Raw genomic sequence first — 22,387 nt, 5'->3', positions numbered from 1 at the left:
TCTCCCTACTTCCCCGGTCAGCCCTTGATCGCCCCGGTGAGGCCGTTCACGAAATAGCGCTGGGCGGCGAGGAAGAGGATCACTACCGGGATGACCACGATCAGCGCACCGGCCATCAGCGAGTTGTACTGCACCACCTGCGAGGACCTCAGCGCCTGGAGCGCGATCGGCAGCGTGTAGGTCGCGGGGTCGTTGAGCGACACCCGGGTCAGCAGGTACTCGTTCCAGGTCGGGATCGCGGTCAGCAGGGCGATGGTCACCAGCGCGGGCCGGGCCAGCGGCAGGTAGACCCGGGTGAAGATGCGCAGCTCGCCGGCGCCGTCCACCCGGGCCGAGTCGCGCAGCTCGGGCGGTACCGCCCGGAACGCGTTGGTCAGCAGCAGCACGGCGAACGGCGCGGTGCCGTTGACGAACGGCAGGACCAGGCCGAGGTGGGTACCGAGGATCGCCAGCCGGTTCTCCAGCAGCACGACCGGGAGCAGGGTGACCACACCGGGTACGAAGAGCAGCGCGACGAAGAGCCGGTACAGCGCGGTACGGCCGGGAAAGTGCAGCGCGGCGAAGGCGTACGAGGCGGCCGAGTAGATCACCACGACGCCGACCGTGGTCGCCGCGGTCACCTTGAGACTGTTCAGGAAGTAGTCGAAGAAGTGCAGCCGGTTCCAGGTGTCGACCAGGGTGCTCAGCGTCGGGTCGTGCGGGACGAGGTGGCCGCCCGCGATGACCTCCTGCGGGGTCTTGAAGGCCGCCGAGACCATCCAGAGGAAGGGATAGAGGCTGACCACGGCGTACCCGGCGAGCAGCAGCCCGACGACCGTCCGGGCGATCACGTCCCGGGGCGGCCGGCGGTGGGCCCGGGCCGGCGGTGCGGGCGGGGCGGCGGCCTCGATCGCGGCCGGTGCGGCACTGACCGTCATCCTCGCTCCCGGGTGACGCGCAGGTGGACGAAGGCCACCACCAGGGCGGCGACGAAGAGCATCCAGCCCAACGCACTGGCCAGCCCCAGCGTCGGGGCAAGTTCGGACTGGAACGCGAGCCGGTAGGTCTGTAGGCCGAGCACGTTGGTGTGGTCGCCCGGACCGCCATCGGTCATGATCAGGAAGATCTGGAAGCCCTGGAGCGCGTCGCGCAGGTTGAGTAGCAGGATCACCGCGGTGATGCCGCGCAGCAGCGGCCAGACCACACTGAGGTTCACCCGCCACCAGCCCGCGCCGTCGATCTGGGCGGCCTCGGTCAGCGCCGGGTCGATGGTCTGCAGACCGGTCAGGTAGAGCAGTGTCGCGACCGGTACCGCGGACCAGACCATGATCACGATGAGCGTCGGCAGCGCGGTGTCGGGATTACCGAGCCAGCCCTGCGGCTGGGACAGCGAGCCGAGGCCGAGCGCGCCGAGCAGGGTGTTGATCGCGCCGTTCGGCTCCAACACGTACTGCCAGGCCAGGTAGACCGCGATCCCGGTGGTGATGTAGGGGACGAAGTAGACCGAGCGGAGCAGCCCGACGAACCGGCGCGCCCGGTTGAGCGCCAGGGCCAGCGGAAAGGAGATCGCGACGGTGAGCAGCGGTGCCGCGATCATGACCCAGACGGTGTTCAGTGCCGCCGCGCGGACCGGCGGGGAGAAGACCGGGCTGGCCCAGAGCAGGTCGGTGTAGTTGCGCAGGCCGACCCAGAGCCAGGTCGGCGTGAGCCCGTTCCACTGTACGAAGGAGAGTTGCAGCCCCCAGAAGAGCGTGTAGACACCCATCACGGCGAAGAGCACGATGGCCGGGGCGACGAAGGCGTACGCCCAGGCGACCTCCCGGGGCTGGTACCGCCGCCGCCCCCGGCGGGCCGGGCCGGTGCGGCCACGCCTGGCCGTGACCGCACCGGGTGACGTGGGTACGTCGGTCGTCATTTCCCTGCCCAGTACCCGTCGATGATCTTCTGGAGCCCGGCGGCCGCGGTCGGCACATCGGCCTTCTTCAACGGGGTGAGTTCCATCAGCGACCGGGCGACCACGGCCGCGTCGTACGACGGCGGCTGGTGCGTGGTGTCGCCCGGGTTGTACGCCTCGGCACCGGAGCCGAACGAGCCGATCATCGCGCCGAGCACCGGGCCGAGGGTGCCGGTCGGGTCGTCGCCGAGGTTGACCGGCGGGATGTCCAGGGCGTCCCTGGCAAACTGGCTGGCGACGTCCGGCTGGGCGAGGTGCTCCAGCCACTTGACCGCGCTCTCCTTGTTCTTCGTCGTCGCCGAGACCGACAGCCCGGTCAGCGCGAACGGCGCGAGACTCAGCTCGGGCACCGCGCCGCCCCGGGGCGAGGGCACCGGGAACGTCACGATGTTCTCCGCCTTCATCCCGTTCTGGGACAGGAACGCGAGGGTGAACGTGCCGCCGACGACGAACGAGGACCGGCCCTGTACGAACGCGAGGTCCGCGTCGTCGATGGTCAGCGTCTGGGTGCCCGGCATCCAGTACGGCGTCACCTGGTGGTAGCTCTCCAGCACCGACCGGCCGTTGCCGGAGGTCCAGTTCCGGGCCGGGTCGCCTGAGAAGAGCCCGGCGAAACCCGCCTTGCCCAGCTTGCCGTACGCCATCGGCTGCATCAGCCACTCCATGCCGGTGGTCGGCGCCTGGAAGCCGATGCTCAGTCCACCGTCCTGCGGGCGCGCCTTGCGCACCGCCTCCAGCGCGGCGACGAAGTCCTCCCAGGTCTTCGGCGACTCGGTGATGCCGGCCGCAGTCAGCCGCTCCTTGTTGGCGTAGACGATCCCGAAGGTGCCGATCGTGAGCGGTACGCTGAACCGCTGGTTGAGCTTGATGCCCGCGGTCTTGGCACCCTTCTCCTGCGACTGCTTGAAGTACCGCTCGGTGACGGTCCCCTCGGCCGCGACCGACGGCAGGTAGCGGTCGGTCCAGGTGGCCTCCTCGGTGAGGTCCTCGAGCAGGCCGGCGGCGCCGAAGGTGAAGTCGTCGCCGTTGGTGTGCACCTCGAAGACGTCGGGCAGGCTGCGGGTCTGCGCCGCGGCCTGGACCCGGGCGATGAACGCGTCGTCCGGGGTGATCGCCTCGACAGTCACGCCGACGCCGGTCTTCTGCTTGAAGCTCTCGGCGGCCTTCTGCAGCGCCGCGACGTGCGACTGCTTGAAGGTCCACATGGTCAGGTTGTTTCCGCTCGACGAGTCACCGCCGCCGCCCGGACCGCAGGCGGTGACCGCCCCGGCGAGCGCAAGGATCGTGGTGAGTGCGAGACAGGTACGGGCTGATCGAGGTAGGTATCGGTTCACGCTGCGCCTCTTCCATGCCTACGGGGGCTTGCTGGTCGCGCCGACGAAACAGAACGTAAATCAATTTGATATATAGTGTCAACATCGTCGTCGAGTCCAGAGAGGGCAGCTCGATGTCCCCGTCCCCGTCAGTGGAATCCCCTGGCCCGGCGCCGATCCTGGCCCCGGCACCATGGACCGCTCCGGCCGGCATCCGGGTCACCCGGGTACGCACCTTCCTCTGCGCCCCGCAGGGCTGCCCGTACGTCATCACCCGGGTCGAGACCGACCAACCCGGGTTGTACGGTCTCGGCTGCGCCAGCGATCCACAGCGGACCCTCGCCATCCGGTCGGTCGTGGACGACTACCTCGGCCCGATGCTGCTCGGCCGGGACCCGGCGGACATCGAGGACCTGCACCGGCTGCTGGACAACAGCGGCTACTGGCGCGGCGGCTCGATCGCCAACAACGCCCTCGCCTCGATCGACGTCGCGCTCTGGGACATCAAGGGCAAGGTGGCCGGTCTCCCCCTGCACCAGCTACTCGGCGGACGCGCCCGGGGATACGCGGAGGCGTACACCCACGTCGACGGTGCGGACGAGGCGCAGGTGGTGGAGCTGGTCCTCGCCGCGCGGGAACAGGGCTACCGGCACGTACGGGTGCAGGTGGCCGTACCCGGGACGGACACCTACGGCACCGCCCCAACCGACGAGCGGCAGGCGCAGGACCGCCGGCTGCGGCGGGAGTCCTGGGACAGCCTCGCTTATCTCCGGCACGTCCCGCCGGCACTGGTCCGGATCCGCGAGCGTGTCGGGCCCGACATCGAACTGCTGCACGACGTGCACGAGCGGCTGACCCCCGCGCAGGCTCGGCAGTTCGTCCGGGCCGTCGAGGACGCCCGGCTCTATTTCCTGGAGGACGCCCTGGCACCGGAGGACGCGGCGCACTTCCCCGGCCTGCGGGCCGCCGGCAGCACCCCGCTGGCTGTCGGCGAACTCTACGCGGACGTCACCCAGTATCTGCCGCTGTTGGAGCAGCGGGCCGTCGACTACACCCGGATCCGGATCCCGACGCTCGGCGGGCTGACCCCGACCCGCAAGCTGGTGGCCGTCTGCGAGCTGTTCGGGGTGCGCACCGCGCCGCACGGGCCGGGTGACGTGAGCCCGGTCGGGCAGGCCGCGAACGTCGCCCTGGACATCTCCTCCCCCGCCTTCGGCGTCCAGGAGGCGGCGACCTTCCGAGACGCGACCCTGGAGGTCTTTCCGGGTGCACCGGTGCCGGTCGGCGGCCGGTTCCACCCGGCCGAGGCGCCCGGGCTCGGTGTCGACTTCGACGAGGCGGCGGCACGGCGTTACCCGGTCACCGCACCGCTGGAACACGACCGGTGGGCCCTGCTGCGCGCCACCGACGGCAGCGCGCACCGCCCCTGACAGCGCGGCCCGTCGAGATGCGGGCCGGTTCCGCTCCACCGAGCCGTCAGGCGAGCAGCAGAGACTGGGGTCGGGCGGAGAGGGTCTGATCGAGTACCAGGCAGGCGGCGCCCACCGCGCCCACGTCGTCGCCGAGCGCCGTACCCGTGACCGCCGTCTCGTGCATCTTCCCGACGAACGGCGACGACGCGACGATCGGGTTGATCACCGGCAGGAAGAGCCGCCCCAGGTGCGGCCAGATCGGACCGCCGAAGACGATCAGTTCCGAGTCGACCAGGGTGGCGGCGGCGCTGACGCCGAGCCCCACCCGGCGCGCCCAGCCGTCGATGATGCTCCGCGCGCTGGCGTCTCCGGCGTCGGCGAGCGCCACCAGGTCGAGCAGGCTGCGCTCCGCCTCGCCGGGGCCGACCGGCGCCTTCTCCGGACCCAGCACACCTCGCTCGATCGCCTCCTCGACCAGCGCGTAGGTCGTGCAGTTGGCGTCCAGCCCGCCGATCTCGCCCGCGTTGCCGGAGACGCCGCGCAGCACGACGTCGTTGACCACCACACCCATCCCGGAGCCGGTGCCGAGGTAGAAGAAGAGGAAGTTCCCGGAGTGCACGGCGGCGCCCGCCCACCGTTCGGCGATGGCCGCCGCGATGACGTCCTTGTCCATCACCACCGGCCAGCCGGTGGCCAGGGACAACTGGTCCCGCAACGGCACCCGCTCCCAGCCGGCCAACTGCGGCGGCTCGACCACCGCGCCGGCCACCGGGTCGATCGGCCCGGGCACCGCGACCCCCAGCCCCAGGATGCGCTCGCGCGGAATGCCGGACTCGTCGACCAGCCGCTGCACTGCGGTACTCATGTCGGCCAGCGTCTCGGCCTGGTCCACGACCTGCGGCGTCGGTTGCCGCATGCTGTGCACCACCCCGCCGACCAGGTCGAGCACCACATAGGTCACCACGGCCGGATCGAGGTGTACGCCGATCGCGAAGCTGCCGCCCGGGCTCACCTGCAACACGGTGCGGGGCTTGCCGACCCGCCCGCCCTTCTTGCCCGCCTCGACCACCAGTCCGCGGTCGAGCAGCCGGCGGCAGATGTTGGAGACGGTCTGCGCCGACAGGCCGGTCGCGGCGGCGAGCTCGACCCGGCTCAGCCCGTCGGTCGCTCGCCGGATCGCGTCCAGCACGACCGACTCGTTGAAGTCGCCCACCCGGGGAAGGTTGGTCCCCCGCCGAACAGTCGGTTGGTCGATCGTCACGCCCGTTCTCCCGGCTCGGATCTGGGGTGCCTTGAGGGTAACCGGCCGGCAACCGTTCCCGGCGGCACGCCCGGCTGGGCGGCGGCGCGGTTCATCCGACCTGCCGGATCGGGCGAAGGGCGCTAGCGGACCCGGCGGGGGGTGCGGGCAGCCCGTCCGCCGTGCTCGCCTCCGCCACGGAAAATCCTCCAGGGTCCGCTTGCTGCCGCACGCGCCGGTGCCTCGGTGGGCATCGGCACGTGCCGGAGGCCCTATCTTAAATCAAACTGATGTACTTATCATCCACCGGCCCCCCGGCGAAGGACGGGCCGGTCAGGCCATCAGTCGGGTCAGGAAGTCACCGATCCCCTGGGCGATGGCCATCAGCACCGCCCCGATCGTCTCGACGAGCTCGGCGGCACCGTCCGGCCGGAACGCGACGAAGAAAATCAGGAAACCCACGAATAGCCAGGTGAGAACCTTCTTGGCAAGTACGGGCATGTCTCCTCCGCTGGGGCATCCCCCGTCTCGTACGACCTCGGAAAGTCTCGGTGTCACGAGCTGGCGCACTCCGGCGATCGAGTGCTTCGCATCCCCGTCCGGACCGGCCCGCAAACGACCCCGCCGACCCGACCCGGCGCCGCCGGTCGGCCCGACCTGAGCCCGCGCCACCCATCCCGATCACGCCGCTCCCGGATACCGCAGTATTGCAGCACAATGGCGGATAAGATGGCGATTATCCCTTGTTATCTGCTTCATGCCCCTCTAACGATCGGCCGGAGGATCCCCGGGTGGAGGCAGGTTGACCAGCCCTGGCGGCCGGCCGGACGTCCTGCGCGGGCCGGAGGACGCCCGGGTCACCACCATCGAACTCTTCTTCGACGTGGTCTACGTGCTGGCCGTGACCCAGTTGACCGAGTTGCTGCTGCACCGGTTGCACCCGGCCGGCGTGGCCGATGCCGCGGTGCTGCTGCTCGCCGTCTGGTGGGCCTGGGTGGACACCGCCTGGATCACCAACTGGTTCGACCCGGACCAGCCCAGGGTGCGGGTGCTGCTGATCGGGCTGATGGGGATCAGCCTGGTGATGTCCTCGGCGCTACCCGAGGCGTACGGGGACCGGGGGCTCTGGTTCGCCGTGGCGTACGTGGCGCTGTCGGTGGGTCGTTCGCTCTTCGTCGCCTCGGCCCTGGCCCGCCGCTCCAACCTGCACCGCAACTTCCAACGCCTGCTGGTCTGGCGGACGGTCTCCGCACCGCTCTGGCTGGCCGGCGGGTTCGCCTCCGGCCCGCTCCGGCTCGGCCTCTGGGTGGCGGCGGTGGCCATCGACAGCGCCGCGGCGGCCTGCGGCTTCTACGTGCCGGGATGGGGCCGGTCGAGGCCGGCGGAGTGGGCGATCAACGGGGCACACCTGGCCGAGCGGGCCCGACTCTTCGTGATCATCGCGCTCGGTGAGTCCATCCTGGTCACCGGTACCGTCTTCGGCGCGCTGCGACACGACTGGGCCACCCTCGCCGCACTGGCCAGCGCTTTCCTCGGCAGCGTGGCACTGTGGTGGATCTACTTCGACCACAGCGCCGAGGCGGCCCGGCAGGCGATCGCCGTGGCCGAGGAGCCGGGTCGGCTCGGCCGGTCGGGGTACACCTATCTGCACATCCCGATGGTGGCCGGCGTCATCGTCACCGCGGTCGGGGACGACCGCACGCTGCACCACCCGACCGGGGAGAGCGACCCGGCGGTGATCGGCAGCGTGCTCGGTGGACCGGTGCTCTTCCTGGCCGGATTCCTGCTGTTCAAGAGCGCGATCCTCGGCGTCCGCTCCCGGACCCATCTCACCGCCGTGCTCGTGCTGGTCGCGCTCGGCCCGCTCGGGCTGGTACTGAACCCACTGGCGCTCTCCGCCCTGTCGACGGTGGTGGTGGCGACGGCCGCAGCCCGCAGCACCCTGCTCGTGGCCCGTACCGTGAGGCACTCCGGTTGAGCCACTCCCGCGCCGGCGGACCGCTCCCGCCGGTGCCCCGGATGCCGCTCCCGCGGTTGCCCCGGCAGCGCTGGCGGCGGCGCGACGCGCCGCCACCGGCACAGCTCGACGGTCCGCCGGTCGCTCCGCGGACCGAGAAGCGAGCGCCGCAAATTTTCGGGGCGCCCCGCGCCGACCTGACCTGCGGTCATCTCTGTCTGCCGTTGTCCGCAACATGATTCGTCAGCGAATTGGCTGGTCAGCACCAGACTGGCGCCGACAGCAGGGCGACGACGGCGCGTCGGAAATGTTCCGGAAACGTCGACCCTCGGAATCACCGATGCAACACTATGCATCCATCAGGGTCGATTGATGCCACACCGCCCACCAGGGATCGAACGTGGGCGGATCAGGTGCCCTCGACCCTCCCGCACCGCCGTGGCGGCGAGCAGGCTCAGCGACAGTGCGTACACGACGATCCTGAACCGTCGGTGACGGTCAGCGGCACCAGTAGTTGGACCGTGGTGGTGGCGGTCACCTCGCCGCAGTCGATCAGCACCACCTGGAGCGGCAGCGCCAGTTTGAGCAGCAACGACACCGTGTTGACGATGCGCTCCAACGGCAGCGGCAACACGTTCGGCTTCACCACGATGATGAACGGCAACTCCGGCGCCCGGCCGCAGGTCCGATCCTGCACCGCCGGGTAACCGAGACCGTCCCCCGCCGGCCGTGCGCCCTCCGCACGGCCGGCGGCATCGGTTCGTACCGGGATCGCCGAGCGGGGCCGGCCGGTCAGCCGGTGAGCCGCGCCCGCCACGGGTGGGTCGGGTGTACCAGGGCCAGCGCGTCGTCGAGCCAGCGTCGTGCCGGGTCGTCCAGCAGCGGCAGGGCGGTGGCGAAGTCCGCCTCGTCCTTCGCCCGGACGGCCTTCGCCTTGAACAGCAACACCACCTCCGGCACCAGGTACGGAACCCCGTCCGGGTCGTACCGGACGATGTCGGCGTACGGGCGGCGGATCCGGTCGTCGCGCCGGCAGATCCAGACGCCCCCGTCGTGCGGCTCCCGGAACACGTCCAACCGCCACTGTCCGGTGGCCCGCTCGTACGCCCAGGTCTGGTGGCTGGTCCGCATCGACTCCGGAGTCAACGGCAACAGCCGGCCGTCGTGCGGTACGGCGAAGCCACAGTCGCCGAAGCGCTGCCGCACCTCGGCGAACCGCTCCGCCGGTACGGCTATCTCCAGATCGTCGTGCGGCCGGGAGGATGCGCCCCGGCACAGGTCGATCGCCCAGCCAGCCGCCACGTACCAGGGCAGGTCGAGGCCGGCCAGCCGGTCGGCGACCACCGACGGCGGCCAGGGGTCCCAGGCAGCGAGATCCGGTGTCACCGGCCGACGGTAACCAACCCGGTCCGGTGCCCGGCTCCGCCCTGGGCGCCGGGCCGACTCGGCGAAGGGTGTCGGGCGCATCCTGTCGGCGAGGTGCGGGTGGGCGTCCCGCACCGGGCGCCCCGGGTCAGGCCGACTGCCGGCGGACCAGGTGGGTGTCCAGGAAGATGGCCGGCGAGGGGATCTCGTCGCCCCTGATCTGCGCTACCAGCAGCCGGGCCATCTCGGTACCCATCGTGATCACCGGTTGGTGCACCGAGGTCAGCGGCGGGTTGGCGTGCAGCGCCAGCGACGAGTCCTCGTAGCCGACCACCGCCACGTCCGCCGGGATGCGCCGGCCGGCCTCGTGCAGCGCATGCATGACCCCCAACGCCATCAGGTCCGAGGCGGCGAAGACCCCGTCCAGGTCGCCGCGCCGGTCCAGCAGCCGGCGCATCGCCTCGAGGCCGCTCTTCGCGCTGAAGTCGCCGTACTCGATCAGGTCCTCGGAGACCGGTCGACCGTGTGCGGCGAGCGCCTCGCGGTAGCCGGTCAGCCGGGTCACCCCGGCGCCCATGTCCTGCGGCCCGGCAACGGTGGCAACCGCCCGCCGGCCGATTCCGATCAGGTACTCGACCGCCTGCCGGGCGCCGCCGGCGTTGTCCACGTCCACGAAGTACGCCGGTTGCGCGTCCGGGCCAAGCATCCGGGCCGGCCGTCCACCGAGGACGGTTGGCAGCCCGCGCTCCATCAGCAGGCCGGGCAGGGGATCCGCGTCGTGCAGCGAGATCAGCATCACCCCGTCGACGTGCTGGTCGGTGAGCTGGTGCTCCATCTTCTCCCGCCCGCCCGGCGACTGGATCCAGGAGAGCCAGAGCTGCAGCGGGGTGTCGGCCAGGCCGGCGCTGACCCCTCGGGCGATGCCGGCGAAGAACGGCTCGCCGAACGCCCGCTCGCCGGACTCGGAGATGACCAGCGCGACCGAGTCGGTCCGCTGGGTGACCAGGGCCCGGGCGGCGCGGTTCGGCACGTACCCGAGTTCCCGGACCGCCGCCCACACCGCGGCCCGGACCGTCGGGCTGACCTGGGAGGAATTGTTGACCACCCGCGAGGCGGTGCCGCGTCCGACGCCCGCTCTGGCCGCGACCTCGCTCAGCGTGGGCCTGGCGGGGTCGCGGCGCTGAGATCTCATGATCTGCTCCCGGGACTTGCGTTGATCAATGGTCGCTCCAGGGTAGGCGGCTGCCGACCGACCCCGTGCCCGGCCGGTGCACCGCGCCGACGCGCCGCTCACCGAGGTTGTTACATCGATGATGATATGGTTATCGCCCAGCTTTCGGCCCCGGCCGTCCGGTCGGTCCCGCCACCGGTTCGACCATCGGCGGGCAGGGCTGCCCCGGCTCGGCGGACACCCGGCCCGGCGCCGCCGACCCGTCGGGTTCCGCCCGTTCGGTCGGACTCGTCAGATCCGGCGCCTTCGGACTGATCGGGTAGCGGCCGGCCCGACACCGCGCGACCCGCGAGACGGCAACCCCGAAACCGGATCGAACTCGTCGGATCCGGCGCCTTCGGATCGGTCGGTGAGCGGCGGCCCGGCAGCGCCCGACCGGCCAGACGGCATCATCGAGACCGAAGGAGCCCGATGACCCGGTTCGGTTGGTTCCTCGGTCACGAGGAGTGGCAGCCCGAGCAATTGCTGGCCCAGGCCCGCCGGGCCGAGCAGGCCGGTTTCGACGCGGTACTCGTCTCCGACCATCTGCAACCCTGGGTGGACGACGCCGGGTCGGCCGGCCACAGCTGGGCCACGCTGGGTGCGATCGCCACGGCGACCCGGAGCGCCACGCTGGTCTCCGCAGTGGCCTGCCCGCTGTTCCGCCAGCATCCGGTGCTGGTCGCGCAGGCGGCCGGCACGCTCGACCGGCTCTCCGGCGGGCGGTTCCACCTCGGGGTCGGCACCGGGGAGGGCATCAACGAGGCACCGCTGGGCCGGTTTCCGCCGTACCCGGAGCGGCTGTCCCGGATGACGGAGGCACTCGGGCTGCTCCGGCCACTGCTGGCCGGCAAGACCGTCACGCAGCCGGACGGGGCGTACTACCCGGTCTCGTCGATCCGGCTGCACAGCCCGCCGCTGACCGGCGTACCGGTGCACCTGGCGGCGGCCGGTCCCCGCTCGGCCGCCACCGCCGGTCGGCTCGCCGACGGGGTGATCAGTTCGGTGAAGGATCCCGAACGGACCGGCCGGGAGGTGGTGGACGTGGCTCGGGCGGCGGCTGCGGCGGCCGGGCGTACGCCACCGCGGGTGGTGCTGAGCAGCTTCGTCGTGCTCGCCGACAGCGATGACGATGCGCTGCGGGCGCTGCGGCCCTGGCGCGGTCTGCGTACGCCGGGCCGGCTGGTGGCGTCGAGTCCGATCCGGCTGCGCCAGCGGGCCGACCGGCTCGGCCGGGATGCGATCCTCGCCCGGTATCGGCGGGTCGGCAAGCCCCGGCAACTCCTCGGCTTCTGCGAACGGCTGCTCGACCGGCTCCGCCCGGACGTGCTGGCCCTCCAGGTGGCCGCGACGGATGGCGTCGCCGCGCTCGAAGGCTTCGCCGGACTGGTCGACCGACTGCGCCAGCGGTGGTAGAAGAAGGTCCGGTCGATCGAGCGCCCACGCCTGTCGACCTGCGGATCGGCGCTGCCGAAACACCGCGGACGACAGATCGTGTCATCCCCTCCCGGCCACACGATTAGAACACCTGTACGATAGAATATCGAGGTGTATGACAGCCGAGACCAGGCTGGCGGCCACGCCCGCCTCGCCGCCCACCAGCCCACCGACCGCCGACTCGTCCTCGCCCGGGTGCACCGGATCGCCACGGACTACGCCGGTGGTTATCGCGAGGGTCTGACCCGGGCCACCGCCCTTGCCGAGCTCGCCGATCTCGCCGCCGACGCCGACCTGCTCGCCCAGGCCGCCGCCATGCACGCCGTCGCCGACAACTGGTATGCGATCAACGCCGTCGACCTGCTGCTGGAGGCGGGCGCCCCGACCGAGCTCGTCGACTCCCATCTGGACAGCGGCGCCTGCCCCGACCCGGACGGGGACGGGATCGACTGGCTGTGACCGGGACTGGATCGACCGACAGTGCGAGGGACGGGATCGACTGACAGTGACGGGGACGGCAGCGGTGCGCCGGCGGGCGGCGCCGGCCCACCGCCGTCGTGATCCGGAGCCGTAAATCGATCTTGAATTCGGTCGCCGGCCGGGGCTACATTCACTGCACCGTAACCCCGAATTCCCTCACCGTGACCACGTTCTTTCGACGGTGACCACCCCGCGGTCCGCGCCGGTGATGTCGGCCGGACCGGCGCAGCCAGGAGGGACCACATTGGAGAGTCGCCCCGACTTCCCCACTGCCGACACCAAGGGCCCCGAGGAGTCCGCGGTGAGCCGACGCCGGGCGATCGCGCTCGGCCTGGGCGGTGCGGCCGCTCTCGCCACCGCCGGCCCGGCCTGGGCGGTGACCGACCAGCGGCCCGGTGCCGTCCGTCCGCCGAGCCTGGGTGTGCACGACCGGCTGGTCGCTGGCCGGGTCTCGGCCCGGCGGGCGCTGCACCACCTGCGGCATCTCTCCGAGAAAATCGGCCCGCGCATCGGCGGCACCTCCTCGGAGCGGACGGCCGCGAGATACCTCGCCGACGAACTCGACGACCTCGGCTACCGGACGAGCCTCCAGCCGTTCACCGTCGCCGACAAGTTCCTCGGCCAGCTCAGCTCCCGTCCCGGCCTGCCCGACGACCTGAACTGGCAGGTCGGCGCGTCGCCACACGCCGCCCTCGACACCAGGGTCACCGGCCGGGTGGTGGACGTCGGCGCCGGAGCACCGGAGGACTACCCGGCGGACGTCGCCGGCAAGGTCGTACTCGTCGACTACGTCGCGGCGCGGCGCGAGACGCTGGTCGCCACCGCCGTGGCCAAGCAGGTGTCGGCGGTGGTCTTCCTGCCGGCCGACCTCGTGGAGCCGCGCCGGGCACAGGCCTTCGCCCCCACCCTGCCCGGTTCGGCCACCTCCCCGGTGCCGATCCCGGTCGTCGGCGTCGCCCAGGCGCAGAAGCACCGGCTGCGGGAGCGGCTGGCCGCCCGCCCGCTGACCCTGACCGTCGCCACCTCGGCGCACCGGGGCCTCACCTCGCACAACGTACTCGCCGAGCGGGCACCACGGTGGGGCGGGCGGAACAGCCCGGTGGTCATGGTGAGCGCGCACTACGACACCGTGATCGGCGCACCGGGGGCCAACGACGACGGCTCGGGTACGGTGCTCTGCCTCGAACTGGCCCGGGTACTGCGTAGCCTGCCGGTCGACGCGACGATCCGGTTCGGACTGTGGGGTTCGGAGGAGCAGGGGCTGATCGGCTCCCGCTACTACGTCACCCAACTGCCACAGGCCGAGCGGGACCGGATCGTCGCGGTCTACCAGAACGACATGGTGGCGACGAGCTGGGATCCGGCGACCCGCTACTGGCTGCTCTCCTTCGACGGTCTGCCGAACCGGGCCACCGACGAGGTGGCCGCCGCGGCGACCCGGCTCGGCTACCAGCCCCGGATCTCGCCGGTGACGCAGCGCGGTTCCAGCGACCACCAGTCGTTCCAGGAGGTCGGCATCGCCAGCGCCAACTTCTCCTGGCGGGGCGAGGAGTCTCCGGCGCTGCTGGAGCCGCCGTACCACAGCCCGGAGGACACCATCGAGAAGAACATCAGCCTGTCCCGGCTCCAGGTGTCGCTGGAGCTGGTCGGCACCGCCGCGTACACCACCGCCCGGCGCCCCTGACCGCGACGCCGGCCCGGTGACCCGGGCCGGCGTACCAGGCTGTCGGCCGCGCACGGTTCGACCATGCGATCCGCATGGTCGAACCGTGCGGCGCGCGCCTGCCGGTTGACCGGCGGCCCCGACAGCCTGGAGCCATGACATCGACGACACCGGACACCACGGTCCGGAACACCGAATCCGCCGGTACCCCGCACACCCTGCCCACCGCCGCCGGGACGTCCCGGCGGCACGCCGCCCGGCACTTTCTCCGGCACTTCGCCGAGATGACGATCGCGATGGTCGTCGGGATGCTGCTGCTCGGACCGGTCTGGGAGGTGCTGGCCAGCGCCCTCGGCGCCGCGACCGGGCCGGCCCTGCCCGAGGTGCTCGACCGCCCCGACGTGGCTGCGCTGGTGATGGCCGGCAACATGACGCTGGGCATGGCCGTCTGGATGCGCCACCGCGCACACGCGTGGGCACCGGTCGCCGAGATGAGCGCGGCGATGTACCTGCCGTTCCTGCTCTTCCTTCCCCCGTTCTGGCTGGGGGCGGTGAGCGGGGAGTTCCTGACGACCGCCGGTCACGTGCTGATGCTGCCCGCCATGCTGCTCGCGATGTTCCGCCGGCTGGACGAGTACAGCGGCGGACACCGGGGCGCTGCCCCGGCCGCCGTCCCCGCCACGGCCGTCCCGGGCGGCGGCGGTGCGGCCCGGCGTGTGGTCGAGGTGCTGAAGCGACGCTGGCCGACCTGGCTGGCCCTGACGGTCACCATCGACAACTGGACCGACCCCCTGGTGCTGGACGCCTGGGTGATGCTGATCCTCCCGGTCGGCTACCTGGTGATCGGCACCGTACGCCGGCAGTTCGGCGACCGGCGGATCCTCGCGCTGCAACTCGCCGGGCTGGCCGGCTACCTGCTCCTGGTGGCCGGCGCGCTGATGGTGCCGGACGACCTGGGCCGCTATCTGGTCGGCTTCGGCTGGCTCGCCCACTCGGTCTGGGACTACGCCCACCACCGGGTCAACCGGGTGGTCCCGCGCGGCTTCTCCGAGTGGTGCGGGATCGTCGACGCGGTGATCGGGATTACGATCCTCTTCCTGGCCTAGGGCGGGGGTCGCGGCTCGGCAATGGTTTAGGTTAGCCTAACCTTCAATCGTCAAGCGAAGGAGCCCGAGCGTGCGGACCGGCAGTCCCACGGCACGTACCGTGCTGACCGGCGCCATCACCGGCCAGCTCCGGCACGTGCTGGCCAGCGCGGGACTCAGCGCGAGTCACCAGGCCGGCGAGGCACTGGTACCGGTGCTGATCGGAGTGGTCATCGACCGGGCCGTCGGCCGGGGCGGGGTCGTGGACCTGATCGGCTGGATCGGCGTACTGGCCGTGGTGTTCGCGGTGCTGTCGACCAGCTTCCGGTTCAGCGCCCGTACCGGTGAACGCGCGGTCGAGCAGGCCGCGCACCAGCTCCGGATCTCGCTCACCCGGCGGATCCTGGACCACCGGGGCGGAGCCGAGACCGGTCGGCTGCCCGGTGCCCTGGTAGCCACCGCCACCGGTGACGCCGATCGGGTCGGCGCGGTGAACCGGGCCTTCGCCACCGCGATCGGAGCATCCACCGGTCTGCTGGTCGGCGGCGTCGCCCTGCTGGTGGTCTCGGTCCCGCTCGGCCTGCTGGTGCTGGTCGGCGCACCACTGCTGCTCTGGCTGGCCCACCGGCTCGGCCGCCCGCTGGAGCGGCGCAGCCACGCCGAGCAGGAACGGGCGGCGGACGCCTCCGGGGTGGCCGCCGACCTGGTCGCCGGCCTGCGCGTGCTCAAGGGTCTCGGCGCGGCGCCGGCCGCGGCCCAGCGCTACCGGCGGACCAGCCGCGAGTCGCTGGCCGCCACGGTCCGGGCGGCACAGGCCCAGGCCTGGTACGACGGCACCCTGCTCATCATCACCGGACTCTTCGTGGCCGCCGTCGGCCTGCTCGGCGGCCGGCTCGCGGCGCAGGGCGACCTCAGCGTCGGGCAACTCGTCGCGGCGGTCGGCCTGGCGTTGTTCCTGCTCGGACCGCTCTCCATCTTCGGCTGGGTGAACGCCGAGTTCGCCCAGGGCCGCGCCTCCGCCGACCGGATCGCCTCGGTACTCGGCGCACCTCCGGCGACGCCCACCGGAAGCGGCTCCCCCGGCACTCCGGTACTCGGCCGGGTGGAGCTGCGGGACGTCCGGCACGGCACGCTGCGCGGCGTCAGTCTGCACGCCGCCGCAGGCGAACTGGTCGGCATCGTGGCGACCGACCCGGCCGTCGCCGACGACCTGCTGCGCTGCCTCGGTCGCGACGTCGACCCGGACGCCGGCACCGTCGAGCTCGACGGCGTCGGGCTGCACACCCTGGACCCCGAGCGGCTGCGGGCCACCGTCCTGGTCGCGCCGCACGACGCCGACCTGTTCGAGGGCACCCTGCGGGACAACGTGAGCGCACCGGCGAGCGGTGAGACCGACCTGGGCCGGGCGCTGGCCGCCGCCGACGTGGACGAGGTGGCCGGCACCCTGCCGCAGGGGATCGAGACGCCGCTCACCGAACGCGGACGGTCGCTCTCCGGTGGGCAGCGCCAGCGGGTGGCCCTGGCCCGGGCGCTGGCCGCCGGGCCGCCGGTACTGGTCCTGCACGATCCGACCACCGCGGTCGACGCGGCCACCGAGGCCCGGATCGCGACCGGGCTCCGGGAACTCCGGCAGGGCCGGACCACCCTGCTGGTGACCACCAGCCCGGCGCTGCTCGCGGTCACCGACCGGGTGGTGCTGCTCGACGACGGCGCCGTGCGGGTCGAGGGCAGTCACCCGGACCTGGTCCGGCGGGACGCCACCTATCAGTCGTCGGTGCTGCGGTGAACGCCGGCCGAGACGCCCGGGACGCTTTCCCTGGCGTCGACGCCGAGGTGGACGCCGGCCGAGCGACCAGGACGGGAGAGATGCCCCGATGAGCGAGCCCGCCGGAGCCGACCAGCCGGCCCGTGAGCTGCTGCCGACCGCGACGGGGCGGCAGGTCCGGGACACCCTGGCCGAGTTGCTGCGGCCGCGCCGGTTCCTGGCTGTCCGCGCCCTCGGCCTGCTCGTCGGCTCCACCGCGGCCGGGCTGCTCACCGCCCCGCTGCTCGGGCACATCGTGGACCTGGTCGTCGACGGACGGCCGCCGGGTGCGATCACCACCCCGACGGTGCTGCTCGGACTGGTCGCGGTCGTCCAGGGGATCTCGCTGGCGCTGGGGCTGTCCCAGGTCGCCCGGCTCGGCGAGGGCATGCTCGCGGACCTGCGGGAACGGTTCATCGGCCGGGTACTGGACCTGCCGCTGGAACAGGTCGAGCGGGCCGGGTCCGGCGACCTGACCGCGCGGGTCACCGGGGATGTGACGGTGATCGCCGAGGCGGTGCGGGTGGCGCTGCCGCAGCTCGCCCGCTCCGGCCTGACCATCGGCCTGACGCTGGTCGGGCTCGCCGTGCTCGACTGGCGGTTCCTGCTCGCCGCGCTGCTCGCGGTGCCGATCCAACTGCACACCGCCCGGTGGTACGCCCGCCGGGCCCAGCCGCTCTACGCCAGCCAGCGGGTGGCGCACGGCGCCCAGCAGCAGCAGTTGCTCGACACCGTCGGCGGTGCCCGGACCGTACGCGCGTTCCGGCTCACCGAACCGCACCTGCACCGGGTGTCCGGCAGTTCCGCCGCAGCCGTCGAGCTGACGCTGCGCGGAATCCGGCTGATGACCCGGTTCTTCAGCCGGCTCAACCTCGCCGAGTTCATCGGCCTGACCGCCGTGCTGGTCACCGGTTTCCTGCTGGTGCGCACGGACGCGGTCACGGTCGGTACGGCATCCGCCGCCGCGCTCTACTTCCACAACCTCTTCGGCCCGCTCAACGCCGCGCTGAGCCTGGTCGACGACGCGCAGTCGGCCGTCGCCAGCCTGGTCCGGCTGGTCGGCGTCACGCGGTTGCCGGCACACCGGCGGCCGGAACACCGGCCCGTGCCGGTGGACGGCGGCGTCGAGGCGAAGGAGCTGCGGCACGCGTACGTGCCGGGGCACGACGTACTGCACGACGTCACGTTCAGCGTGGCGCCGAACGAGCGGGTCGCACTGGTCGGGGCGAGCGGCGCCGGCAAGACCACGCTGGCCAAGCTGATCGCCGGGATCCACCGGCCCAGCGGCGGGAGCATCCGGCTCGGCGGTGTACCGATCGAGGACCTCGGCGCCGCCGTGGCCGGCCGGACCGTGGCCCTGGTCAGCCAGGAGGTGCACGTCTTCGCCGGACCGCTCGCCGAGGACCTGCGGCTGGCCGGGCCGGACGCCACCGACGACGAACTGCTCGCCGCGCTGGACCGGGTCGGTGCGCTGGGCTGGGTACGCGCGCTGCCGGACGGGCTGGCCACGGTGGTCGGCGACGGCGGGCACCGGCTGACGGCAGCGCAGGCCCAGCAGTTGGCCCTGGCCCGGTTGGTGCTGGCCGCACCGCCGGTGGCGATCCTGGACGAGGCGACCGCCGAGGCCGGTAGTGCCGGCGCCCGGCAGTTGGAGATGGCGGCGGCGCGGGCGCTGGACGGGCGTACCGGACTGGTCGTGGCGCACCGGCTGACCCAGGCGGCGGCCGCGGACCGGGTCATCCTGCTGGACGCCGGCCGGGTGGCGGAGACCGGCACGCACGACGAACTCGTCGCCGCCGGCGGCCGGTACGCGGCGCTCTGGGCGGCCTGGACCGGCACCCGGGACACGCCTGCGCAGGACCCGGCGACGGGGCAGCGGCAGCCGGAGCCGACGACCGGCACCGAGCGCTGAGGCCCTGGCCACCGGGCACCGGGCACCGGGCACCGGGCACCGGGCACCGGGCACCGGGCACCGGGCAATTGAAACGATAAGAATCCGGTGGGTGGCCTGGCGCTCCGCCCTCGGCTGTCGGGCGGCCGGCCACATCCGGAGCCCGCGCCGCTTTTCTCCGGGAAAACGGTGACTACCGATTGACGGCCTTGCCGCGAGCGGCAACAATCTGCACCAGTGTGATCGCTAACATCGGGCCCGCTCCGGCAGCGACCACCGGCGCGGTGCTGCCTCGCCCTACCGCCGGAGCCCCCGGGATTGGTGCCTGAAACGGTTCATCAACTACTCCGGTCAGGAGGGGAACCATGCATGGTCCGCCACCCGCCCCCCGGCCTTCCGGGCCCGCACTCAGCCGCCGGGGCGTACTGCTCGGCGCGCTCGCCGGTGCCGGCGCCGCGACCCTCACCGGCTGCGCCACCCCGTTCGGCGCCGGGCTGCTGAAGACGGAGGCGGCGCCGGGCGCCGTCGAGTACTGGAACCTCTTCGGTGGCGGGGACGGCGTCCGGATGCAGCAGATCCAGGACGCCTTCCGCCGGGCGAACCCCGACACCCCGCTCAAGGCCATCACGCTGGCCTGGGGCGACCCGTACTACACCAAGCTCTCCCTGGCCACCGTCGGGGAGGAACCGCCGGACGTGGCGATCTCGCACCTCACCCGGATGAAGACCCTGGTCGACGCGGGACTGCTCGAGGAACTGCGCCCCGAGGACCTGGCCCGGCACGGCATGGCAGCGGAGAACTTCAACCAGCGGGCCTGGCAGGCCGGGCTGGTCGACGGCCGGGCGTACGCGATCCCGCTGGACACGCACCCGTTCGTCCTGTTCTACAACACCGACATCTGCCAGCAGGCCGGACTGCTCGACTCCGACGGCCAGCTCAGGCCGATCGTCGGCGAGGCGGCATTCGCCGACGCGCTCACCCGGGTCAAGCAGGTGACCGGCGGGTACGCCGCCACGCACGGCATCAACTCCGACCCGGCGTCGCCATTCCGGTTCTTCCAGACCCTCTACTCGCAACTCGAAGGCGAGATCCTGGCCGACGACGGCACCCGGGTGGTGCTCGACGACGCCAAGGCGGGCCGGGTGCTCGACTACCTGCGCGCCCTCACCGTCGAGCAGGGGCTGATCCCGGGCGGTGCCGACTACCCGGGTGCGATCGCGATGTTCGCCACCGGGCAGGTCGGCTTCCACCTGAACGGCGAATGGGAGATCAGCACCTTCCAGACCGCCAAGATGCCGTTCGGGATGACGCTGGTGCCCAACATCTTCGGCGGGCCGCACGCCGTGCAGGCCGACTCGCACACCCTCGTCCTGCCGGCCCGCCCCGACTCCGACCAGGCCCGGCTGGACCGGGCGCTGCACTTCGTCCGGTTCGTTCTCGACCAGAGCCTCACCTGGGCGGAGGGCGGGCACGTCCCGACCTGGCTGCCGTTCGCCGAGAGCGACGCCTACCGCCGGCTCAGTCCACAGTCGAGCTACGCCGCCGCGGCGGACACCGCCGTCTACGACCCGCCCGGCTGGTACTCCGGCTCCGGCTCGAACTTCGAGAACGTGATCGGCTCGGCGGTCGGCGCGGTGGAGGGTGGGCAGCTCACCTCCCAGGCCGCGATCGCGCAGATCCGGTCGCAGCTCTCCATCCTCGCCCAGACCCCGTCGCCGGTCTGACCTGACCTCATCGAGGAGGTTGCCGTGGCCACCACCACCCACTCCCCCGACCGGACCGGTACCGGATCCGCTTCATCGCGGCCCGCCGCCGACCGGCGGCCCCGGAACGGCCGGCCCGCGCTGCTCTTCCTGGCTCCGTTCCTCGCGCTCTACCTGCTCTTCATCATCGGCCCCGCGCTCTACGGGCTGGTGATGAGCTTCTTCCACACCAGCATGGTCCGACCGGGGCTCGGCGAATTCGCCGGCCTGAGCAACTACGCCGAGGCGCTGGGCAGTTCCGACTTCTGGTGGGCGCTCTGGCACACCGGCTGGTTCACCGTACTGACCACCCCGCCGCTGGTCATTCTGGCGCTGGCCTTCGCACTGCTGGCCGAGCGGGCCCGCCGAGGGCGCTGGTTCTTCCGGCTGGCCTTCTTCCTGCCGTACGTGCTGCCCTCCGCCGTGGTGGCGCTGATCTGGATGTGGATCTACACGCCGGAACTCGGCCTGCTCAGCCGGACCGTCGACGCGATCGGCCTCAGCGCGCCGAACTGGCTCGGCGACCCGGCCTGGGCGATGGTGTCGCTGGCGATCACCACCGTCTGGTGGACCCTCGGCTTCAACTTCGTGCTCTACCTCGCCGGCCTCCAGGACGTCCCCCGGGACCTCTACGAGGCGTCCGCGATCGACGGCGCCGGGCCGTGGCAGCAGATCCGCCGGATCACCCTGCCGCTGCTGGCCCGCACCACCACGCTGGTGGTGGTACTCCAGGTGATCGCCTCGCTGAAGGTCTTCGACCAGATGTACCTGATGACCAACGGCGGCCCGAACTTCAGCACCCGCTCGGCGCTCCAGTACGTCTACGACGTCGGCTTCACCGACTACCGGACCGGCTACGCCGCCGCCGCGTCCACCCTGTTCTTCCTGCTGGTACTGACGGTCTCCACGGTCTGGCTGGTCATGACCCGCCGCCAGGAATCGGAGGTGTGACGATGGCGCTCCTCGAATCGACCCGCGACACCGACCGGGACCGCCGCACCGAGGCCGGTAGCGCGTCGCTGGCGAACTCGGTCGACCGACGACTCCGGCTGTTCAACCGCTGCTGCATCGGGATCCTGGTCGCGTTCGCGCTGCTCTGGCTGGTGCCACTGGCCTGGGCGCTGGACACCTCGCTGAAGCCGAACGCGGAGACCACCGACCCGACCTGGTGGATCGAGAACCCGACGTTGGCCGCCTACCGCACCGTGCTGACCCAGAGCGACATCCTCAACTGGTACCTCTCCAGCTTCGTCACCTCGACCCTGTGCGCGGCCGGTACGGTGCTCACCGCGAGCATGGCCGCGTACGCGCTGTCCCGGCTGCGGTTCCGGTACCGCCGGCTGGTCTACTGGTTCGTGCTCTGCGGCCTCCTGATCCCGAGTCAGGTGCTGATCGTGCCGCAGTTCCGGGAACTCGGCAGCGTGCACCTGCTGAACACCTGGTGGGCGGTGTTCCTGCCGCAGGTCCCCACAGCCATCGCGATCTTCATCTTCAAGCAGTTCTTCGACGGGATCCCCCGGGACCTCGACGAGGCCGCCCGGATCGACGGCGCCGGCTTCTTCCGGACGTACCGTCGGGTCGTCATGCCGCTGTCCCGGCCCGCGGTCTCCGCCGTGACGATCTTCACCTTCGTCTGGAGCTGGAACAACCTGCTCTGGCCGCTGCTCGCGGTCACCGACCCGGAGCTGATGACCATCCCGGTCGGCCTCGCCGCCATCCAGGGCACCTACGGCATCCGCTACGCCGACACGATGGCGTCGGCGGTCCTCGGCGCGCTGCCGCTGGTCCTGGTCTTCCTGCTCTTCCAGCGCCGGATCGTCGAGGGTATCGCCGGCACCGGGCTGAAAGGCTGACC

19 protein-coding genes are annotated in these 22,387 nt (G+C 71.9%); 11 read left to right on the top strand and 8 right to left on the bottom strand.

Translation table 11 applies throughout. The annotated features are described in order from the left end of the window. Window positions 1-17 precede the first annotated feature (17 nt). From R6Y94_RS01605 to R6Y94_RS01595, 3 genes are read right to left on the bottom strand one after another with little or no spacing between them, the layout of a single operon-like run. Window positions 18-917, bottom strand: a complete 900-nt coding sequence (locus R6Y94_RS01605) for a carbohydrate ABC transporter permease (RefSeq protein WP_318393924.1) — start codon at window positions 915-917, stop codon at window positions 18-20. Next, a complete protein-coding gene (locus R6Y94_RS01600; protein WP_318393923.1) occupies window positions 914-1,894 on the bottom strand; it encodes a sugar ABC transporter permease in 981 nt (326 codons plus the stop codon). Before R6Y94_RS01600 ends, R6Y94_RS01605 begins: the two co-directional genes overlap by 4 nt. Then, window positions 1,891-3,267: an ABC transporter substrate-binding protein gene (locus R6Y94_RS01595; RefSeq protein WP_318393922.1), complete on the bottom strand. Its 1,377-nt coding sequence runs from the start codon at window positions 3,265-3,267 to the stop codon at window positions 1,891-1,893. Before R6Y94_RS01595 ends, R6Y94_RS01600 begins: the two co-directional genes overlap by 4 nt. Window positions 3,268-3,398: 131 nt before the next feature. On the opposite strand from R6Y94_RS01595, the gene R6Y94_RS01590 reads away from it, so the two are divergent. Next, window positions 3,399-4,676 (top strand): enolase C-terminal domain-like protein, encoded by a 1,278-nt coding sequence (locus tag R6Y94_RS01590; RefSeq protein WP_318393921.1) that lies wholly within the window; start codon window positions 3,399-3,401, stop codon window positions 4,674-4,676. A 46-nt stretch (window positions 4,677-4,722) separates the two neighbouring features. Here the strand turns inward: R6Y94_RS01590 and R6Y94_RS01585 are convergent, their stop codons facing one another. Both R6Y94_RS01585 and R6Y94_RS01580 read right to left on the bottom strand, forming a co-directional pair. Then, on the bottom strand, window positions 4,723-5,919 hold the full coding sequence (locus R6Y94_RS01585) for an ROK family transcriptional regulator (protein ID WP_318393920.1): 1,197 nt from the start codon (window positions 5,917-5,919) through the stop codon (window positions 4,723-4,725). Between the two features lie 312 nt (window positions 5,920-6,231). Then, window positions 6,232-6,399 carry a hypothetical protein gene (locus R6Y94_RS01580; RefSeq protein WP_318393919.1) on the bottom strand — a complete coding sequence of 56 codons (168 nt, stop codon included), beginning with the start codon at window positions 6,397-6,399 and terminating at the stop codon, window positions 6,232-6,234. 301 nt (window positions 6,400-6,700) lie between these two features. Between R6Y94_RS01580 and R6Y94_RS01575 the strand changes: the two genes are divergently transcribed. Further along, on the top strand, window positions 6,701-7,876 hold the full coding sequence (locus R6Y94_RS01575) for a low temperature requirement protein A (RefSeq protein WP_318393918.1): 1,176 nt from the start codon (window positions 6,701-6,703) through the stop codon (window positions 7,874-7,876). A gap of 433 nt (window positions 7,877-8,309) precedes the next feature. On the opposite strand, the gene R6Y94_RS01570 is transcribed toward R6Y94_RS01575, so the two are convergent. The 3 genes from R6Y94_RS01570 to R6Y94_RS01560 form a co-directional block, all read right to left on the bottom strand. Beyond that, on the bottom strand, window positions 8,310-8,552 hold the full coding sequence (locus R6Y94_RS01570; protein ID WP_318393917.1) for a hypothetical protein: 243 nt from the start codon (window positions 8,550-8,552) through the stop codon (window positions 8,310-8,312). Between the two features lie 95 nt (window positions 8,553-8,647). Continuing rightward, window positions 8,648-9,241, bottom strand: a complete 594-nt coding sequence (locus tag R6Y94_RS01565; RefSeq protein ID WP_318393916.1) for a nucleotidyltransferase domain-containing protein — start codon at window positions 9,239-9,241, stop codon at window positions 8,648-8,650. A 127-nt stretch (window positions 9,242-9,368) separates the two neighbouring features. Next, the gene (locus tag R6Y94_RS01560; protein WP_318393915.1) at window positions 9,369-10,412 is read right to left on the bottom strand and encodes a LacI family DNA-binding transcriptional regulator; all 1,044 of its coding nucleotides are present in this window, start codon (window positions 10,410-10,412) and stop codon (window positions 9,369-9,371) included. Window positions 10,413-10,862: 450 nt separating this feature from the next. Between R6Y94_RS01560 and R6Y94_RS01555 the strand changes: the two genes are divergently transcribed. From R6Y94_RS01555 to R6Y94_RS01515, 9 genes are all read left to right on the top strand, one after another. Beyond that, entirely contained in the window at window positions 10,863-11,846 is a 984-nt protein-coding gene (locus R6Y94_RS01555; RefSeq protein WP_318393914.1) for an LLM class flavin-dependent oxidoreductase, read from the top strand. 132 nt (window positions 11,847-11,978) lie between these two features. Beyond that, window positions 11,979-12,326: a hypothetical protein gene (locus R6Y94_RS01550; protein WP_318393913.1), complete on the top strand. Its 348-nt coding sequence runs from the start codon at window positions 11,979-11,981 to the stop codon at window positions 12,324-12,326. Between the two features lie 322 nt (window positions 12,327-12,648). After that, on the top strand, window positions 12,649-14,031 hold the full coding sequence (locus R6Y94_RS01545; RefSeq protein WP_318393912.1) for a M28 family peptidase: 1,383 nt from the start codon (window positions 12,649-12,651) through the stop codon (window positions 14,029-14,031). A 134-nt stretch (window positions 14,032-14,165) separates the two neighbouring features. Continuing rightward, window positions 14,166-15,116: a hypothetical protein gene (locus R6Y94_RS01540; RefSeq protein WP_318393911.1), complete on the top strand. Its 951-nt coding sequence runs from the start codon at window positions 14,166-14,168 to the stop codon at window positions 15,114-15,116. A 70-nt stretch (window positions 15,117-15,186) separates the two neighbouring features. Further along, entirely contained in the window at window positions 15,187-16,881 is a 1,695-nt protein-coding gene (locus R6Y94_RS01535; RefSeq protein ID WP_318393910.1) for an ABC transporter ATP-binding protein, read from the top strand. 88 nt (window positions 16,882-16,969) lie between these two features. After that, a complete protein-coding gene (locus R6Y94_RS01530; RefSeq protein ID WP_318393909.1) occupies window positions 16,970-18,811 on the top strand; it encodes an ABC transporter ATP-binding protein in 1,842 nt (613 codons plus the stop codon). A 344-nt stretch (window positions 18,812-19,155) separates the two neighbouring features. Then, window positions 19,156-20,514 (top strand): extracellular solute-binding protein, encoded by a 1,359-nt coding sequence (locus R6Y94_RS01525; RefSeq protein ID WP_318393908.1) that lies wholly within the window; start codon window positions 19,156-19,158, stop codon window positions 20,512-20,514. A gap of 24 nt (window positions 20,515-20,538) precedes the next feature. Beyond that, on the top strand, window positions 20,539-21,483 hold the full coding sequence (locus R6Y94_RS01520; RefSeq protein ID WP_318393907.1) for a sugar ABC transporter permease: 945 nt from the start codon (window positions 20,539-20,541) through the stop codon (window positions 21,481-21,483). Window positions 21,484-21,485: 2 nt separating this feature from the next. Next, window positions 21,486-22,385, top strand: coding sequence for a carbohydrate ABC transporter permease (locus tag R6Y94_RS01515; protein ID WP_318393906.1), 900 nt, complete (start codon window positions 21,486-21,488; stop codon window positions 22,383-22,385). The last annotated feature ends 2 nt before the right edge of the window (window positions 22,386-22,387 follow it).

This window comes from Plantactinospora sp. KLBMP9567 (assembly GCF_033446045.1).
Taxonomy (GTDB): Bacteria; Actinomycetota; Actinomycetes; order Mycobacteriales; family Micromonosporaceae; genus Plantactinospora.
This window is presented reverse-complemented; position numbering and strand designations above follow the sequence as displayed.

Coding starts and splice junctions, on each gene's coding strand:
- R6Y94_RS01605 (WP_318393924.1), bottom strand. CDS start 917: ATGACGGTCAGTGCCGCACCGGCCGCGATCGAGGCCGCCGCCCCGCCC.
- R6Y94_RS01600 (WP_318393923.1), bottom strand. CDS start 1,894: ATGACGACCGACGTACCCACGTCACCCGGTGCGGTCACGGCCAGGCGT.
- R6Y94_RS01580 (WP_318393919.1), bottom strand. CDS start 6,399: ATGCCCGTACTTGCCAAGAAGGTTCTCACCTGGCTATTCGTGGGTTTC.
- R6Y94_RS01560 (WP_318393915.1), bottom strand. CDS start 10,412: ATGAGATCTCAGCGCCGCGACCCCGCCAGGCCCACGCTGAGCGAGGTC.
- R6Y94_RS01555 (WP_318393914.1), top strand. CDS start 10,863: ATGACCCGGTTCGGTTGGTTCCTCGGTCACGAGGAGTGGCAGCCCGAG.
- R6Y94_RS01540 (WP_318393911.1), top strand. CDS start 14,166: ATGACATCGACGACACCGGACACCACGGTCCGGAACACCGAATCCGCC.
- R6Y94_RS01530 (WP_318393909.1), top strand. CDS start 16,970: ATGAGCGAGCCCGCCGGAGCCGACCAGCCGGCCCGTGAGCTGCTGCCG.
- R6Y94_RS01525 (WP_318393908.1), top strand. CDS start 19,156: ATGCATGGTCCGCCACCCGCCCCCCGGCCTTCCGGGCCCGCACTCAGC.
- R6Y94_RS01515 (WP_318393906.1), top strand. CDS start 21,486: ATGGCGCTCCTCGAATCGACCCGCGACACCGACCGGGACCGCCGCACC.